This is a genomic window from Psychrobacter sp. 28M-43, assembly GCF_014770435.1.
In the GTDB taxonomy this organism is placed as follows: Bacteria; Pseudomonadota; Gammaproteobacteria; order Pseudomonadales; family Moraxellaceae; genus Psychrobacter.
On the sequence record NZ_CP061739.1, the window covers coordinates 1,147,329 to 1,164,607 of the forward strand.

Annotated in this window: 8 protein-coding genes; 2 read left to right on the top strand and 6 right to left on the bottom strand. The window is 42.1% G+C overall.

The annotated features are described in order from the left end of the window. Window positions 1-7: 7 nt before the first annotated feature. From IEE84_RS04970 to IEE84_RS04990, 5 genes are all read right to left on the bottom strand, one after another. Window positions 8-784, bottom strand: coding sequence for a hypothetical protein (locus IEE84_RS04970; protein WP_191115069.1), 777 nt, complete (start codon window positions 782-784; stop codon window positions 8-10). 155 nt (window positions 785-939) lie between these two features. Next, complete coding sequence (locus IEE84_RS04975; protein WP_191115070.1) at window positions 940-6,267, bottom strand: DUF11 domain-containing protein; 5,328 nt, start codon at window positions 6,265-6,267, stop codon at window positions 940-942. 139 nt (window positions 6,268-6,406) lie between these two features. After that, complete coding sequence (locus IEE84_RS04980) at window positions 6,407-8,515, bottom strand: beta strand repeat-containing protein (protein ID WP_191115071.1); 2,109 nt, start codon at window positions 8,513-8,515, stop codon at window positions 6,407-6,409. A 77-nt stretch (window positions 8,516-8,592) separates the two neighbouring features. Further along, complete coding sequence (locus IEE84_RS04985; RefSeq protein ID WP_191115072.1) at window positions 8,593-9,057, bottom strand: hypothetical protein; 465 nt, start codon at window positions 9,055-9,057, stop codon at window positions 8,593-8,595. A gap of 241 nt (window positions 9,058-9,298) precedes the next feature. Beyond that, window positions 9,299-11,329, bottom strand: coding sequence for a hypothetical protein (locus IEE84_RS04990; RefSeq protein ID WP_191115073.1), 2,031 nt, complete (start codon window positions 11,327-11,329; stop codon window positions 9,299-9,301). Window positions 11,330-11,912: 583 nt separating this feature from the next. Here IEE84_RS04990 and aceE point away from each other — a divergent pair. Both aceE and IEE84_RS05000 read left to right on the top strand, forming a co-directional pair. Further along, window positions 11,913-14,723 (top strand): pyruvate dehydrogenase (acetyl-transferring), homodimeric type, encoded by a 2,811-nt coding sequence (gene aceE / locus IEE84_RS04995; RefSeq protein ID WP_191115074.1) that lies wholly within the window; start codon window positions 11,913-11,915, stop codon window positions 14,721-14,723. 28 nt (window positions 14,724-14,751) lie between these two features. Further along, window positions 14,752-16,449 carry a 2-oxo acid dehydrogenase subunit E2 gene (locus IEE84_RS05000; protein ID WP_191115075.1) on the top strand — a complete coding sequence of 566 codons (1,698 nt, stop codon included), beginning with the start codon at window positions 14,752-14,754 and terminating at the stop codon, window positions 16,447-16,449. 196 nt (window positions 16,450-16,645) lie between these two features. Here the strand turns inward: IEE84_RS05000 and IEE84_RS05005 are convergent, their stop codons facing one another. Continuing rightward, window positions 16,646-17,272, bottom strand: coding sequence for an OmpW/AlkL family protein (locus tag IEE84_RS05005; RefSeq protein ID WP_191115376.1), 627 nt, complete (start codon window positions 17,270-17,272; stop codon window positions 16,646-16,648). Window positions 17,273-17,279 lie beyond the last annotated feature (7 nt).

Genomic DNA, 17,279 nt, shown 5'->3' on the forward strand with positions numbered 1-17,279 from the left:
GACTATTCTAACGGTTAGACGTCAAATCTTGTCCACGGCAAGTATCATCGCTCGCATCTAAAGGCGAGTACTGCTTATGATAACTGACTATTGACTTCTCTAGCGCTACATTGGTCTGTGAGTCATTTGCATTGACGTAAGCTTCGCGGGCTTGTTCAAGCCAGCGATCGGCCATACGAAAATGCATACCAGATTCGCGCCAGCCTCGCGCACATTGATTGGTTGCTGCCCAAATTAAAGCCACTTCACTAAATGCCATCTCACGTGGTGCTGATGTTATGCCATCGCCGTCTTTAAGTGCGCTTAACGTTGCCCATAGATCAGGACGCATTAAGGCAGAGGTAGACGGAATATCTTGATGCAAGCCCAAGTCTTGTACCGTATCATTATCTAGCGCTTGCAATATAGGCTCTGCCATTTCTAACGCAACTTGACCTGCGGATGAGCGGCTATTCATACTGTCTTGATGAATAGCATAGTTCAACCACGCTTGCGCTTTGTAAGCGAAATACTGTTGAGCTGCTTTCTTGTCTTTTTGTTGATAAGGTTTTAACTGCGTGACCATACAATTTAACAGGCGCTGTTGTTCGCTTTGATATCTATAAGAGCGTACTTGAGTCTGACTATCATTGCGGCAGTATTCAGCCATGCTAGTTGAGTGAGCCACTTGGACAGTCTCACTCTTAGCTAAAGCTGGCTGCATAAAGGTTAACGAAAATAAAGCTGACAGTGTAACGCATACTGAGCGCTTGAAAGGTGCTGCTTTGATGGCTGAATCAAACATGGTATAAACCTTATGTTAAGGTAATAAACGTTGGTATTATTTACCATTACTAGGGCTGACTTAATTGTTTATTGAATGACAAAATAATTTATCATAAGACAAGCATGATACTGTCATAAGGATGTACTTACGACAGTGTCATTAGTATCAATCAATTAAAATGCAGAATTGCTGCTCAGACGTTGGTTCTTACGTGGGTCTTCACGTTTGAATAGGTCTTCATCAAACTTAAAGCGCAATCTAAAGTAAGCACCTTGCTGAGTACTGTCGTCATAAGCAATATCTTCATCTTCAAAGCCCATGAAGTTATAACCAAGTGATAACCAAAGGTTGGTCATTGGGCTATAACCCACTTCTGCACCAAGCATATAAGCCAAGTCATTTGCCTGATCATTCCAATAAGTACCTGCTTGTAAGCCAATATCCCAGCGCTCACTAATGTCATAAAGACCGCGGCCATAAACAGCATGAGCCGTGTTATCGCTGGTTAAGCTATCTGCTTCGTATTCTGTATACTTACCAGCATAACGTCCAGACAGCGTTAGAGGACGCGTAGGATGGTAATTACCATTCCATGACCAAACCATAGTGTCTTTTTGATAAGCGTCATCGCCAGTATTATTATCATCTAAACGATATTCAAATTTTGCAAGCATATCTAACTGATTGCTATCGTAGTCACGATACGCAGCACCTAGCTGAAAACGATTGATAGTGCGATCACCATCACTATAGTCAGTGCGTGAGTAGATGTCTTTGGCTAAGAAGGTAACCTCATCAGTATAGCGATAGGCGATACCAGCACTACCAAGTAGCGTATCACTTGTTTCACCCCAACGTTTTTCAAAACGTCCCGATGCCTTATAGTTCTCTTTGGCAAGATATTCAACACCGATACCTGCCGCTGTTGCAGTGTTGCTTTCTTCACCTTCCAGAGACTCGACACGCTCAAATAAAGTGTTTAAGGTTAGACCTTCTTGAACATACCACTTGTTTTTTAGACCAATAGCTGCTTCTGCCTCACGTGCACTGATGGCGTCACGCATGCGGTATTCGCTATAAACCTTACCATCTTTCATGTAAGTGGCATCAAAACCAACAGTGGTACGTTGACGCTCATCTGTATCATCAAGACCATAAGTACCAGATAGGCTGTTGATCAAATCATGACGAGCGTATAGACGACCCAAGTCCCCAAGTGCTGTCTCACCACCGATAGAAGTTGCATTACGTGAGCTGTTTTCGATATCTTGCTCATACTCTGCAAATACCAAGCTGTTATTCAACTTAGGTAGACGAGAGGTAATACGAGCGCGAACAGTCGTACCTTCAATATCTTCTTCAGCATTACTAACGCTGCTCAACGCTGACTGATTGATGATGTCATCATTAAACAGAGTGTCGTCTGTAATATCTACAACGTCTGTCGCGGCTTGAGTATTACGTGAGGCAGCAGTCGCGTCTTGTTTGTAATAACGAACCCCAATTTCACCAACGATGTTTTCACTTAAACGATGCTCAACGCTTGCTTGCACGCCTTCGCGGCTAGCGTCAGTAGTATGCTCTTCTGTGCGTATGCCTTCTAACTTAAGAGCAGTTTTCTTATCATTTAGAGTATGAGTAACCTCTACACCAGATTCAGTACGTCCAGCAGTAAGCGGTGATGCACCAGTGACAAAACCTTCATCAGCATCATTATAATAAGCTTTGGCAAGCGTATTTTTCTTATTATCAAAATCAAGCTCAATACGTAGTGCGTTACCTTCAACATCACTATCAGTCAATTCTGTCGCGTTGATTTGATTACTTGACTGAAAATTTGGATTCTCAGCTTTGTTCATCGCATATTCTGCGACCAGTTTTAGCTTATCATTGAATTTAACAACACTATTAACACTAGCCAACTCTTCTTTGTTCAGTGGGTCATCGCTATTCACATAGCTACCACCGATGGCGACTTTATCCGTCAGTTGTTGCTTCGCGGCAATACCACCGACGAAGTAATCTTCACCGCCTTCATCAACTTCGACAATGACACGGATATAGATAGGATTGCCCTCGATGTCTTGACTAGCAATCGGTGCAGTTAAGAATAAGCTGCGGCTGATAGGGTCAATCTCATAATCAGCAAAGCGAGTAAGCGTCTCACGATTGATAATAAGCCCAGGGTTGTTGGCGTCACGAGTAATAACTTCAACCGTTTCAGAGTTTTCTAATACCGCATCGAAGTTCTCAGCCAATGGATATGGGCCTGAAATGCCCAAACCGCGAGTCTCATTTACACGTTGGCTAGTACTGGTCTCTGCTAAAAAAGCAGTAACACGAGTATTGCTATCTTCAAATTGAGCTTTTAGACCAGTTAATGTACGGTTGTATTGACCAAGTTTGATACCTTCATCGTTATCAATTTGTGTTTTCAAATCACCATACATAGCGAATGAGCGACCTTTATCAAGGCGCACGTAAAGCTTGCTAGTAGATTGCGCATCGAAACCTTTGGCTGATGAATCGCCATAGACAGGATAATATTCGCCAGGCTCGATATCACGGAACAAACGCTCGCCTTTTTTATCACTATCATATGCAAGCGTAAGCAGATAGTCGCCGCGTACTTTTCCTTTGAGGAACATCGCGGCACGACCAGAAGCTGTGTAATCATCATTACCAGCAAAGTCATTTAGCTCTTGCTCAAATGCACCTTGAGCATCGGTAATGCTGCTACCGTCAAAGTCTTTTAGTGAAATAGCACCTTCTACAATACCAACAGCAAGTAGTGGACGTAGTTGAGCTGTAAACTGTAACGGAATGATTTGTTTGCTGCTACCAGTGTCAATTACTAGCTCGCCCTTACCTGGTACGCTAGGTGCAGTTACGGGTATTAATAGCTCACCACCAGAAACAGTAATTTGAGTACCTGCTTTATCTTGACTGTCATCCTTTAGATTGATACGACCGATATTAGTATCAAGCGTAAGAGAAGTAGTACCAATATAAGGACGATTATCGCGATCTTTCAGGCTGATGATGACTTGGTATTCACTAATACCGTCAGCTGGAACTAATTGTGCTTGAGTACGGTAGTCGATAGCTTGTAGGCTGTCAGGAGTTAATACCTTAATCGTCTGCTCAGAGATGATCTGACCATTTATATCAGTCGCAACACCACGTAAGGTGTTCTTGCCGCGCTGTAAATCAACAGCATAGTAATCGAAAGCCGTTACATTCTGTTTTTCTTGCTCAGCAGTTTTACCGATCTTCTGTTCTGATACAGCTTTGCCGTTGGCATATAGTGTGAACACAGACCCAAGCGGTGCCTGAACCTGTACCATTTGTTTATAAGTGCTAAGCTGCTGACCTTCGTTCAGGTTAATGAAGGCAACATCGTTACTCGCCACTTCTTTTAAGTATTCTTCGAGCTCTTTTTCTACTGGCGGAGCAACAGTGGTCACTGTCATATCAACACGGCTATCTATTGGATTAACCATGTCATTAACGATAGCCGAATCACAGTTATTACCAAGGTCTAAGTCACCATTGATGTTACAACCACTAGCATCTACATTGTCAGTAGTATCGGTATCATAATCAGGATCTAAAGTCAGCTCGGTTTTTACCGCTTGCTCTAACGTGTCATTTTTAGCTTCTACTAATTTGCTACGAGCAATTAGCTCAGCGTTTAAGCGTTCAGTGCTATCCGCCATGCCACCAACGATTGCAAAATCTGCACGATGTAATTCGCCGTACTTCAAATCAACAAAACGACTACCGGCATCACCAGCATTACGATTGCTTTGGGTAACCAGTTCAGTCTCTCTAGGGATAGTAGTACGATCGACCTTTAGTACGTGTGTTTTGGCACTGATACCATAGAAGTTATATTTACCTTCAGGATCAGTCACGATGAAGTTGCCGTTCTCCATATAGATACGTACACCAGCGACACCAAGCTCGCCGCCTTCTTTTTGCTGAATACCATCGCGGTTGATATCATGATAGACCTTACCAACGATAATACCATCAGTATTCATCGCTCCGCGATCTACATCAATTTTCCACTGAGCTTCTCTTGAGCCGACGCTTTGACCTTGGTCATCTCTAGCAACTGCGGTGGCGCGGTTGATACCATCGCCGCCTAGTGATGACGCACCGATGAGCACACGATAAGTAACTTTTTTACTTTCGTTAACTGCCATGTTTCCTAAGTTCAATACCTGATATTTACCATCAGCTTTAAACTCAGTGGTCTGCGCTTGGTTGATATCAATATCAGTCGTTGGACTAACACGTACACTGTTCTCAACGTAGTCAAAACCACGTGGTAAAGCGTCTTTTAGTTGTACATCGTAAGCAGTCGATTTGCCGTTATTGGTAATATCGATGGTATAGCTAACATAATCACCAAGCTCTGCAGTTTTGACATCACTTTCTTTCGTAACAACCAAACTGGCACTATTATCAATGATACTTACTTGAGAACTCAGATCCTCGATAACTACAGTAAAATCGCTATTACTTGGTAGCTGATCAGCGTCTGTACCAACAGAAGGAGCAATACACGCTGTTAACTCAGCAGTCAACGTATCGTTAGCTAATGTCTGAATGAACTTATCATTAATAGCATTGGCGTTGTTTTGTGTCGGTGCAGTTAGACGATATTTGCCTGTATTATTACCAGTTTCAATTCCTTTAAGAGAGTGGGTATCACCAGTCGTTGGCGACTTAACAGTAATCCATACTTGATCAGGTTTATCAGATTGCACGTTACACTGCGCGTAACTGGCATCAATGTAAACGTTGTCCCCGATTTGCGAGGTGGTTTTAGTACCGTCAAATTGAGGGGTAGTAAAATTGATTTTAGGTTCAACAATAACTAGTCTGTCAATTGCTTCAACGGCTGCTATTGATGGATCTTCTAGTATGATAGCGCCAATCTTTACATCAGCGGTATCGCCATCTTCACCGTCGGCATTTGATAGAGCCTGTACGATAAGCTGAATACTCTCACTCTGACCAAGTTTGATCTGAGCGCTCAGGTTATCGAGCATGATTTGTCGATCTTCTGAATCGACTTCACCATTATTATTAAGATCTTGATAGACCTTTAAATTAGAAACAGTTGGTGATATAGCAAGTGTCAATTCAACAGTCTGATCACTATAGCTGGTGTTACTCAGTACGTTGATCCAACTTACCTGTGTATTAGGCATGACTGTGCGTAAAGCATGCTGAGTCAAACTGATACCATACTCAGGTAAGGCAGAGGCTTTTACTTGTACTTGGTTTGAGTCAGTACTGATAGTCGTACTGGTCTCACTGTCAACGTTATAGCTGGCCTGAGCAGTATTATTGATCAGTTGTACCAATGAATCAGTTGCAGCAGATGCGGTATTTGATTGCATAAGCAACATTGCAAATGACAGCGCAGAGATCTTCGCTGTATGCAACGTAGCACGATTAGACAGTGTCATTAAAGATTTAGTCATATGTCGCTTATCCAATAAAATATAAAGGGGTAGGGTAGTAACGCTCCAGCTTGGCTAACCAAAATCAATTAGGTCAAGCCGGAGCGTTAGTCTATAAGCATCTTGTGAAGCTTATAGACTTTGCAATATCAAATATAAATTAACGAGCGTTTTTGATTTTGATCTTAAAGGTCAATGTGCCAACGCCCTGAGGAACTATAGTGTAGTTAGTACCAAGAACCGCAGTAGCCGAAGTGCTAGCTGTGCCTGCAGTAGATGACGTAGTAGCAGAAGTAGCAGGTGAATTAGCTACTAAATCCGCACCAGCTGAAAAGTTAGACAACAAATCCGAAATCGTTACACCAGTAAGATTAAAACCTAATGCTGCTGAAGAAGTGTTAGTCGCCTGAATACGATAGATAACACACTGATCAGGTTTCGCATTGAGCGCAGTTTGAACAAAGGTACTTGAAGCAACGGTAGCTTCACAAGCAGTATCTAGTGATTGAGACTTCACCAAAGATAAGCCTCTGACATTAGTCGTATCAGTCACTGAAGTAGCAGCAGGCGCACCAACACCAGCTGGGGTCAAAGTTACGATAGTCGTTTCAGTGCTACCAACAGCCGCCGCATCAGCAGCAGTTGCAGGAGTAGTGACATTACCTGAAGAGACATTATAGTTGATTGCTAATGTGCCACCAGGTGCAATACCGTTTGGAAATTGAGCGGTTGGTAGTGTAGTGCTATTAAGAGTGTACGTATTACCACCAGCAACGGTAGGTTGTAGCGTTATAGTAACTGGAGCTCCACCATTAGGCGGTGTATAAGTAACACTGATAGGACCAGTAACCGGTCTGACAGCCGCATTATTGCCACCATCAGCAATAGTGAAAGTCAATGGATTGGTATTAGTACCTTCAGCATCCTGACCGCTGTTAATAATAGTAGTCTTCTGTGTGACTTGACCATCAGTACCTGAGGCAGGGGCAATTTCTCTAGTCGTTGGATTGCTCACTATAACCGCTCGTCTGGTAAAGTTAGTCACACCAGGAGTATCTATACCAGCGCCGTTACCTTCACCCGCATTATCAGGTATTCTAGTAACACCTATAGTGCTATCTGTACTATCTAAAATGTCATAGTCAGTACCAAGTACAGGAGCAGCAATTAACGGGCTAACCGGACCGACGAACTTATCGTAGACTTCTGCGTTGTTAGTTACTGAACTATTAGCAGCTGTATACTGCTCTCTATCAACGTTAACCGTGAAAGTAATCGTGCGACTTGCGCCAACAGCTAAGTTTGCTACGGCAACATTAATAGCTTGTCGAGTACCGATAGTGGAAATCGTAGCGGTACCAGCACCAGTTACGGTCACGTCTGATGCTGCGCCATTAGGCAAACTTAAACCTGCAGGAAGGACATCCCTGATGACAATATCAGTCGCAGCAGCACTATAGTCAGTAGTAGCGTTAGTCACTACGATACTATAGTTGATCTGCGGATTAGCTACTGTCAAATCGACAGTACTCGTCGCTGTTTTTACAATTTTGAAGGTAGGCAATCTCACGATAGTTTGGTTTTCATTCACTAATGTCGCATTTGCTGGAAGATTAGCAGTAAAGAAAGTACTGGTTGCTGTTAATGTACCTACACCTTTGTCATTACCATTACGAGCGTCTGGCGTAGCTGCTTCGTAGCTTAGATTAGCTCTAGTACCTGGCTGTAGTTTAATAGTACCACCATTAGCTATGGTACCTGTCTGTGCTTGACCATTTAAAGCGGCTACTTGAGTAGAAGTTAAAGGAGTGCCATCTGCTTGTACAATAGTAAACGTAACAGGCGCAGTACCTAAAGCATAGTCTGGAGTAGCCGTTACTAGTGCTGAGTCATTACCTGTGGTATTAATGGTATAAGTATCCGTCACGTTACCCGTATTGGTTAAATTATGAGTAAAGGTAGTCGTACCACCTGGCGTAGCAGTCTGATTAATAGCAATATCGTCACCAATGCTGCCATCATCAATAGTCGACGTGAGTGCAAAGTTAGCCGTTTCGCTAACGTTGACAGTCACGATGTTTGACGACACGTTTGGCTGAGCGATACCAGCAACACTATAGTTTGCGGTTGCAACGTTATTGATGGCAGCAGCACCTGCACTAACACCACCAGTAGTATTAGGAGTAGCTGCATTAGCACCACCAGAGATACCCATTACTGCGGCAATACCGACAGCAAGCAAGCTATAGTTAAAAGTATTTGATTTCATGTAGTACTCCAAAATGGATGGTAAAAAGCCGAATAAATAATGGAAGGGTGAAAAATAAAGGTTTAACCTTCTGTTAATTAGTTAACAGTAGTGTTTAAAGCCACAGCAGCTGATTTCTTAGCTGGTAACAACTTGATATTCCAGCGTAAGGTACGGTATTCAGAATACGGAACTTGAACCATTTTGCCATTTACCTTTTTCATTAAAGGCATATCAGCATAGTTTTTGCCATCAGTGCTGGCTTGTGCGCTGGCAGGATTTGCCTCACCAGTAAATGTCATGTTTGCAGGGATAGGCAGTGTCACCATCAGATCATTAATGTCTTTATTGATGGTATTGGTATAAGTTGCTTTGTATTGAATGACCGTACCAGCTGGTGCTGTACGTACTGGTGAATATACTGTTTTGCCGTCCGCATTCTTAATGACCTGATTAGCAGTCAGTTCCATTTTTAGAGCGTCGTCAGCATGAGCAGTACCTAGCAAACAAGCAGAGGCAAAAGTTGCTAACATGACATTATGTAAGAGGTTAAAACGTTTCATATAAAATCCTTTCTTAGAACATGACTATCAGTAAAAAGCGAACGTCGTATATCATGATGGAGGAGCTAGTAATCTAATATCATTCATCGTTTTAAAAGGCGTCTATCTCCCTTTCTTCTATTTTCACGTAATTAATACAATTAATCATCACAAAAATGACAACTGGCATTTTGGAGTATACAAACGGTAAAAGCCCTGTCTGGTTAGACAGGGCTTAAGTAAATGTTTAATAAACAGGTGTTTAGTTACTAATGGTAGTACCATATTTAGTATTAAAACGAATGGCCTGACGGCGAGTAGTGGTGGTAGTACCTAAAGAAAAAGAATTGGTAGTAACTGTACCGTTGTTGCCAATAGATACCGAATTTGTTGCAAATGATGGAGTACCACTATTTTCACCAATAGGTGTTGGATTGGCTAAAGTAGAGGTAATCAATGAACTATTAGAGTCATTTTTACTCTGTAGCGTATCCTTAATAACAATATCTGCTAAGGAAACATTACCGCGATTTATAGCTTCAATTCTATAAGCGATACATTGTCCAGGGATAATGTTGGATATTGGTTTTGTACTATACGCACTACTAGCACTACCGTCATAATTAACACCAATTGTGGCAAGGTTATTTAGGCTACAGTCATGGACATACTGACTTTTGATTAATACCAACGCAGCATTTTCTTGAACAACATCACCAAAATCATTGCTAGGGTAATTGTATTTACTGTTAGTAATGTCTATTTGTAGGACGTTACTCGTAGTATCTACAGAATATGTATAGTTGCTAGGCTCATTTTGAGTAACGCAAAGCCTTGTATAACTACCTACTTGTGCTGGCGTCAAGCTAAAACTATAGGTTCCATCATTACCAATGTTTACCGTCTGAGGTGAGAACGTACCACTATCACCTGTACATTTGTTTAGAGTAATGGTATGACCTGTAGTAAAAGGAATACCAGATTCAGTTGGTGAATCGTATTTGCCATTGAAATAGAGGCTATTATTTAAGTATTTGCTAGATATATCATCCTTAGACGGATTTAAAACATTACCGTTATCGTTAAATACTGTACCTGAAAATACATAGTTAGACCTGCCGTTCGTAATTGTACACGTCCAGTTATCTCCATAAGTCAGCTTGAGGTTTTTTGGGTCTAAAGTGCTAACGGATGTACCATCTGACTTTCTACATGCGTATAGGGCAGTATAGTCTGCTAAATTTGTCGATCCTGAGACTGCTTCTGTCAATGTATAGGTCTTGGTAGGATTAACCTTGAAAGTTCCTGTAGTACCTGTGCCAGTCGTGACAGCATTATTCGTCCCCGTTGTAGTAACAGAAGTAATACCGCTCGTAACTACCGAATTATCTGCATTGTCTTTAATCTGAACAGTAAATTGATCTGTATTCGTTTTACGAGAAGTCGAAAGCGCTTTTGTATATGTTAAACGCGGCTGCGGTAAGTAACAATAACCATCAAATACGATATTTATTAACTGATCACCAGGATTGCCAAGATTGCTAAAGTCATAATAGTTCAAATCAGGATTATTGCCATAAGTTACATCTACTCTAACTACAGGTTGATCAAAAGCAACTGATACTTTACATTTTTCATCTACCGAATCTGTACTACATAAAACGCTACTAGTAGTAGTGGTTTGACGATAAGGAGCTGTAGTCGTTATTCCTGTGCCCCTATATTTCAAAGTTGGCGTCACACTAGTCCCCGAACTAGTAACACCCGTTATCGTGACTTGGTCAGAAAACTCGAAATACCTAGTCCCTGAACTTGTTGAACCTATATAGTTTACATCTATATCATATATACTTAAGCTCACATTATTAAGGGCTTGAGACTCATTAGTAAAGCTGTTTTTAAAAGTATATGAGGCCGTGCGAGACGATCCCTTATTAGTAAAATCCTGAAAAAATTCAAACGATTGGAGGTTGCCCGCTAGCGTTTTAGGTCTATAAAAATTTGAGCCGCCAGCATCTAAATTACCAGTAGTAATTAAACTGTTAGAAGCAATAATGTAACTTTCACTTTTGAGACCGTTCAAAAGTTGGTTTACACCAAGAATAGGTGGTGATGCCGTCGATCCTAAGTTGCTGTAATCAGTATTTGAAAATTCGTCCGAAATGTATCCAGCAGGACATGTTGTTATTGCTGCGAAAGCTAAATAATTAGGTAGCAGTATTAATAAGGATGGTAGAGCTATCCAACGCGTTACTCTTGACTTTAGAGTCGATGGTATAATAGACGGGTTCATAATAGCTCCGAGAACAAGGATAGAATATACGTATAATCTTATAATAAGAATAATACTTAAATCACAATTAATATACACAAATGAGACGAATGTCTATTTATGGGGTATGAGTAACAAGAAGCATATTTTCGATTGGTGTTTTTATTAATTAGAAAAGCAGATACCTACCGCTATGGAAAGTAAATTTCGTCTACCTATTACTAAAATCTTGGTATCAATGGAATAATGGTTAATAATATTTACCTAACAACTAATCATTATTTATTTAAAAAATACTTGTTATTTCATCATTTCTCTACAGCCATAAACAACTTAGCCGTAAAGGCTTATAATGGAATGTCATAGTCAAATAATGATTAAACGAGTAGCTATAGCATTATGACGGTTTGGCAGATGTGTTGATTTGATGCATTTGTCGATATGAGTAATACTATTTTTATAATCAAGCTGTATGTCATCGCAAAAAACAATGGAATGCTTGGACGTAGCAAGGATGTCATAAGTAAACCAATCTCTCATCATGTATTTTTCAATGAAGCCCTGCCATTAGGTAGGTATGACTGATATAAAAGGATTAACAAGAATGAATTATTATAAGGATGCTGATAGCACCGAAACTCAGGAATGGCTGGCAGCCTTTGAGTCTGTGGTTAAACACGCAGACAAGGACCGTGCTCAGTTTCTCCTAAAAGCCTTATACAATATGGCGGTTCAAGAAGGTCTTCCGTTCAACAGACTAGACACCGCTTATGTCAATAGTATCGCTGTTGAAGATGAGCCAATGTACCCAGGCGATCTAGGCATGGAGCGTAAGATACGTGCGCTAATTCGTTATAACGCACTTGCCATGGTCATGCGTGCCAATAAAAACGACGATGATCTAGGTGGTCACTTAGCGACATTCGCCTCTAGTGCAACACTTTATGAAACGGGTTTTAACCATTTCTTCCGCGCCGCTAGCGATCACTTCGGTGGCGACATGATCTATTATCAAGGTCACTCAGCACCAGGTATCTATGCACGCTCTTATTTAGAAGGTCGTTTGACCGAAGATCAGCTTGATAACTTCCGCCGTGAAGTAGGCGGCAAAGGCCTATCAAGCTATCCGCATCCATATCTAATGCCTGATTATTGGCAGTTCCCAACGGTATCAATGGGACTTGGCCCAATCATGTCTATCTATCACGCCCATGTACATCGCTATATGGAAAATCGTGGATTGCTAGAAAAAGAAGGTCGTAAGATTTGGACATTCTTGGGTGATGGTGAAACTGATGAGCCAGAAAGCTTAGGGGCAATTTCTCTCGCTGGTCGTGAGAAGTTGGACAACCTAATATGGGTAGTCAACTGTAACTTGCAGCGTCTTGATGGTCCAGTCCGTGGTAACGGCAAAATCATTCAAGAGCTAGAGTCAGTATTCCGCGGCGCAGGCTGGCGAGTTATCAAAGTCATTTGGGGTGGCAACTGGGATTCATTACTTGGTAAAGATCATACGGGTGTCCTTAAACAACGTATGGAAGAAGTGGTGGATGGCGAGTATCAGCTATATGAAGCGCGTACGCCTGAATTTACCCGCAAAGAGTTCTTTGGTAAATATCCAGAGTTGGAAGAGATGGCAGATGCGTTGACTGACGAAGAAATTTCACGTCTGAACCGTGGTGGCCATGATCCAGTTAAAGTTTACGCTGCCTTTAGCGAAGCTATGAAAACTAAAGGCCAACCGACGGTTATTTTGGTTAAGACCGTTAAAGGTTATGGCTTGTCTGCCCAAACGCAAGCAGTCAATAAATCGCATCAGGTGAAGAAGCTTGATCAAGAAGCGTTGATGTATTTCCGTGATCGTTTTGATTTGCCATTTACTGATGAGCAGTTAGAGACTCTACCGTTCTACCGCCCTGAAGAAGGTTCGGCGGAAATGAAGTATCTAAAAGGTCGTCGTGAGTCGTTAGGTGGGCATCTACCAAACCGCCGTAGTGGTCACATCCCATTGAATATCCCTGAATTATCAATGTTTGATCGGGTATTAAAAGGCAGCAATGGTAAAGAGCAGTCTACGACAATGGTATTTGTACGCTTACTATCTGCGATGCTCAAAAACAAAGACATTCAAGATCGCGTTGTACCAATTGTACCTGACGAAGCGCGTACTTTCGGTCTAGAAGGTATGTTCCGTCAATTGGGTATTTACTCGGCTGTTGGCCAAAAATATACACCAGAAGACAGTGAAGCGTTGATGGGCTATAAAGAAGCTATCGATGGACACATGTTAGAAGAAGGTATCAACGAAGCAGGCGCAATGAGTACTTGGATTGCATTGGCAACCAGTTATTCTGTGAACGCGCTACCGATGATTCCGATGTATATCTATTACTCAATGTTTGGTTTCCAACGTGTGGGCGATTTGGCTTGGGCGGCAGGTGACTGTCAAGCACAAGGCTTCTTGTTAGGCGCAACCGCTGGTCGTACAACGCTTAATGGCGAAGGCTTACAGCATCAAGATGGTCATTCGCAGATTCTGTTCAATGTCGTGCCAAACTGTGTTAGCTATGATCCTTGCTTTGGTTATGAGCTAGCCGTTGTCATGCATGACGGTCTACGCCGTATGTATGGTGAAGGCGAGCGCGTTTACTATTACTTGACGTTGATGAATGAAAACTACGAGCAACCTGCTATGCCAGAAGGTGCCGAAGAAGGTATCAAACGTGGTATGTACTTGTTAGAGGACAATGGTTCAACACAAGTACAGCTATTAGGTTCTGGTGTTATCTTACGCGAAGTACAAAAAGCATCACAGATACTAAAAGACGAGTTCAATATTACTTCTAACGTCTGGAGCGTAACCAGCTTTAATGAGCTGACTCGTGATGGTATGGTTTGTGACGATTACAACCGTCTACATCCAATGGATGAAGAGAAAGTGCCTTGGGTTACTGAGCAATTAGCACCGCACGAAGGTATTGTAGTTGCAGCGACAGATTATATGCGTAACTACTCAGAGCAAATCCGTGCTTGGTTACCAGATAACCGTCCTTATACGACTCTGGGTACCGATGGTTATGGCCGTTCTGATACGCGCGAAAACCTACGTAGTTTCTTCAACGTTGATGCTGCGCATATCGTTGTGGCAACGCTTAAACGTCTAGCCGATGAAGGCGAAGTTGAGATGCGTTTGGTTAAAGACGCGATTTCAAGCTTAGGTATCGATGTGGATCATCCACCTGCATGGCAGCAGCAGTCTTACTATGATCAGTCTCCAGATGCACCAGCACCAGGTAATGTAAATCCAAATCCTGTACCTGAGTTTATCGCTGAAGACGATGATGAAATCAGTAATGAAGGCCGTGCTGAAGATCAAGCAGATGCAAATGTACTTGATGATAAAGATGTCAAATAATAATAACCATAAGACGAGGAAATAAATCATGGACATTAAAGCCCCCGATTTAGGTGTGGATAGCGCCGAAGTCAGCGAGATTATGGTAGAAGTTGGTGATGTCATCGCAAAAGACGACAACATCTTATTATTAGAATCTGACAAAGCATCGGTTGAAGTACCAAGCTCTGCTGCTGGTAAAGTGACTAAGATTAGTGTTGCTATCGGTGATCAAGTCAGCGAAGGTATGGTGCTGATTGAGCTTGAAAGCGCAGACGATAGCGCAGAAAGCAACGATGACATTGCTGCTGCTGAAGAGCAAGAAGCGAACAGCACAGACGATGTTAAACCAGAATCAAAACCTGAACCTGCTGCAACTGAGTCAACGCAATCAGAGTCTGCTGCCAAGCCAGCCGCTAATGCTGGTAAAGCAACTACTCATGCACTACCTGACTTAGGTGTTGACGAGGCACAAGTTTCTGAAATCATGGTGAGCGTTGGTGATACTGTTAGCGCTGAACAGTCGATTTTGCTAATTGAATCAGATAAAGCATCGGTTGAAGTACCAGCACCAGTTGCCGGTAAGATTGAAAAAATCTTGGTCGAAGCAGGCGATATGGTTGCTAATGGTCAGGACTTTATCGTTATCATGGCAAGTGGTACAGATGATGCTAGTGATAGTAAATCTGAAGCGCCTAAGCCACAAGAGCCAGCACCAGCTAAAACCACTGGTGAGCCAAAACAAGCTGCCAAACCGAACAATACTGATACAGCTGCTAGCAAAACAGAGGGTAAGTTAACTGAAGCACAGGTCAATGAAAAATTGGTTGATGTGTACGCAGGTCCTGCTGTTCGCAAACTAGCCCGTCAGTTAGGTGTTGATATCACACAAGTGAATGGTTCAGCTCTAAACGATCGCATTCTAAAAGAAGACTTGTTTGCACATGTTAAAAACAGTCTAACCAAGCAGAAAGCGGCACCTGTGAGCAGTAATCCTGTTAGCTCAGGTCTACCGAAACTGCCTGACATGAGTAACGCTGAGATCTGGGGTGAGACGGAAACACAAGACCTCAGCCGCTTGCAGAAAGTCTCGATACCACAGCTCAACTACAATACTTTGCTACCGCAAGTAACGCAGTTCGATCTCTCTGATATCACTGAGACTGAAAATCTACGTGGTGAGCTAAAAGGTGGTATGAAAGCTGAAGGTGTTGGCTTTACTATCTTGGCATTTGTGGTTAAAGCTACTGCTTACGCGTTGACTCAGCACCCACGATTCAACAGTCATTTAAGCGATGACAATACTCAGGTTATATTGCGAAAAAGTGTCAATATGGGTATTGCCGTGGCAACAGATGATGGTCTTATCGTACCTGTTATCAAAAACGTACAAGATAAAGGCCTGAAGCAAATCGCAATTGAGATCGGCGAGCTTGCAGTAAAAGCTCGTGATAAGAAGCTCAGCACTAAAGATTTGCAAGGGGCAAGCTTTACCATATCGAGCCAAGGTAACTTGGGTGGTACCGCCTTTACGCCGTTAGTTAACTGGCCACAAGTTGGTATTTTAGGTGTCTCTGAAGCAAGTATGCAGCCACGTTGGGATGCGAAGACACAAAGCTTTGAGCCACGTTTGATGCTGCCACTGTCTTTGTCTTATGATCATCGTGTAATTAATGGCGCAGACGCTGCTGTATTTACTCGTTATATCGCAACACTATTAGCAGACCCACGTCGTATCTTGATCTAAAACTAGCTAGCAATAAAAAAAGACTGCCCACGGATGGTCTTTTTTTATGGAGATTATTTGTTCTTATAGGTTATTAGCTGTTTTTATAAATAATTGCTTAGTAACTAGTGTAGACAGATGGTAATAACCATAATTAATGAGCACAAAAAAGCCAGCTATCACGCTGGCTTTTATTACGCATGGTATCTCTACTAATTTAGAACTGTTTAACGAATGCTACACCGTATACCCAAGGGCTAATGTCGATCTCGCCAAGATTTACGTCATCTAGAGTAGCATCTGTTTTGATGTCCATATAACGGGCATCGATACGGAAAGCTTCGGTAGGAGCAAAAGGGATATCAAGACCAACATGACCAGCCACGCCAACGCTATCGTCAAGGTCCAAGTCACCACCAGTAGAAATTCTTTCTTTGAAAAATGTTGTATAGTTCACACCAACACCGATGAAAGGCTTGATGTTCATTGGCATGTTTTCATAGTCAAAGTGATACTGTACGGAAAGAGTGGGTGGTAAATGCTGGGTCTTACCTGTTAGAACCGTTGTACCATCAGCACTATTTAAATCAAAATCATGATGAAACGGAAGTGCAGCTAGTAATTCAACACCAACGTTGTTAGCGATGAAATACTCACCACTGATAGTTGGACGTACATCGCCATCAACATCAACAGATAAACCGTTATCTAGAGTACCGTTATCGCTTTTAGGATCAACATAATGTGCGCCAGCAGCAACAGACCAAGTACCAGCAGGGACTGCAAAAGCAGTTGTCATTGTAAGTGCAGCAGCAGTTGCTAAAACTAGGGATTGTAGTTTCATCATTTCA

Excerpts from the sequence above, each read along its gene's own strand:
- IEE84_RS04980 (WP_191115071.1), bottom strand. The coding sequence starts at position 8,515 with ATGAAATCAAATACTTTTAACTATAGCTTGCTTGCTGTCGGTATTGCC.
- IEE84_RS04990 (WP_191115073.1), bottom strand. The coding sequence starts at position 11,329 with ATGAACCCGTCTATTATACCATCGACTCTAAAGTCAAGAGTAACGCGT.
- aceE (WP_191115074.1), top strand. The coding sequence starts at position 11,913 with ATGAATTATTATAAGGATGCTGATAGCACCGAAACTCAGGAATGGCTG.
- IEE84_RS04975 (WP_191115070.1), bottom strand. The coding sequence starts at position 6,267 with ATGACTAAATCTTTAATGACACTGTCTAATCGTGCTACGTTGCATACA.
- IEE84_RS05005 (WP_191115376.1), bottom strand. The coding sequence starts at position 17,272 with ATGAAACTACAATCCCTAGTTTTAGCAACTGCTGCTGCACTTACAATG.
- IEE84_RS04970 (WP_191115069.1), bottom strand. The coding sequence starts at position 784 with ATGTTTGATTCAGCCATCAAAGCAGCACCTTTCAAGCGCTCAGTATGC.
- IEE84_RS05000 (WP_191115075.1), top strand. The coding sequence starts at position 14,752 with ATGGACATTAAAGCCCCCGATTTAGGTGTGGATAGCGCCGAAGTCAGC.
- IEE84_RS04985 (WP_191115072.1), bottom strand. The coding sequence starts at position 9,057 with ATGAAACGTTTTAACCTCTTACATAATGTCATGTTAGCAACTTTTGCC.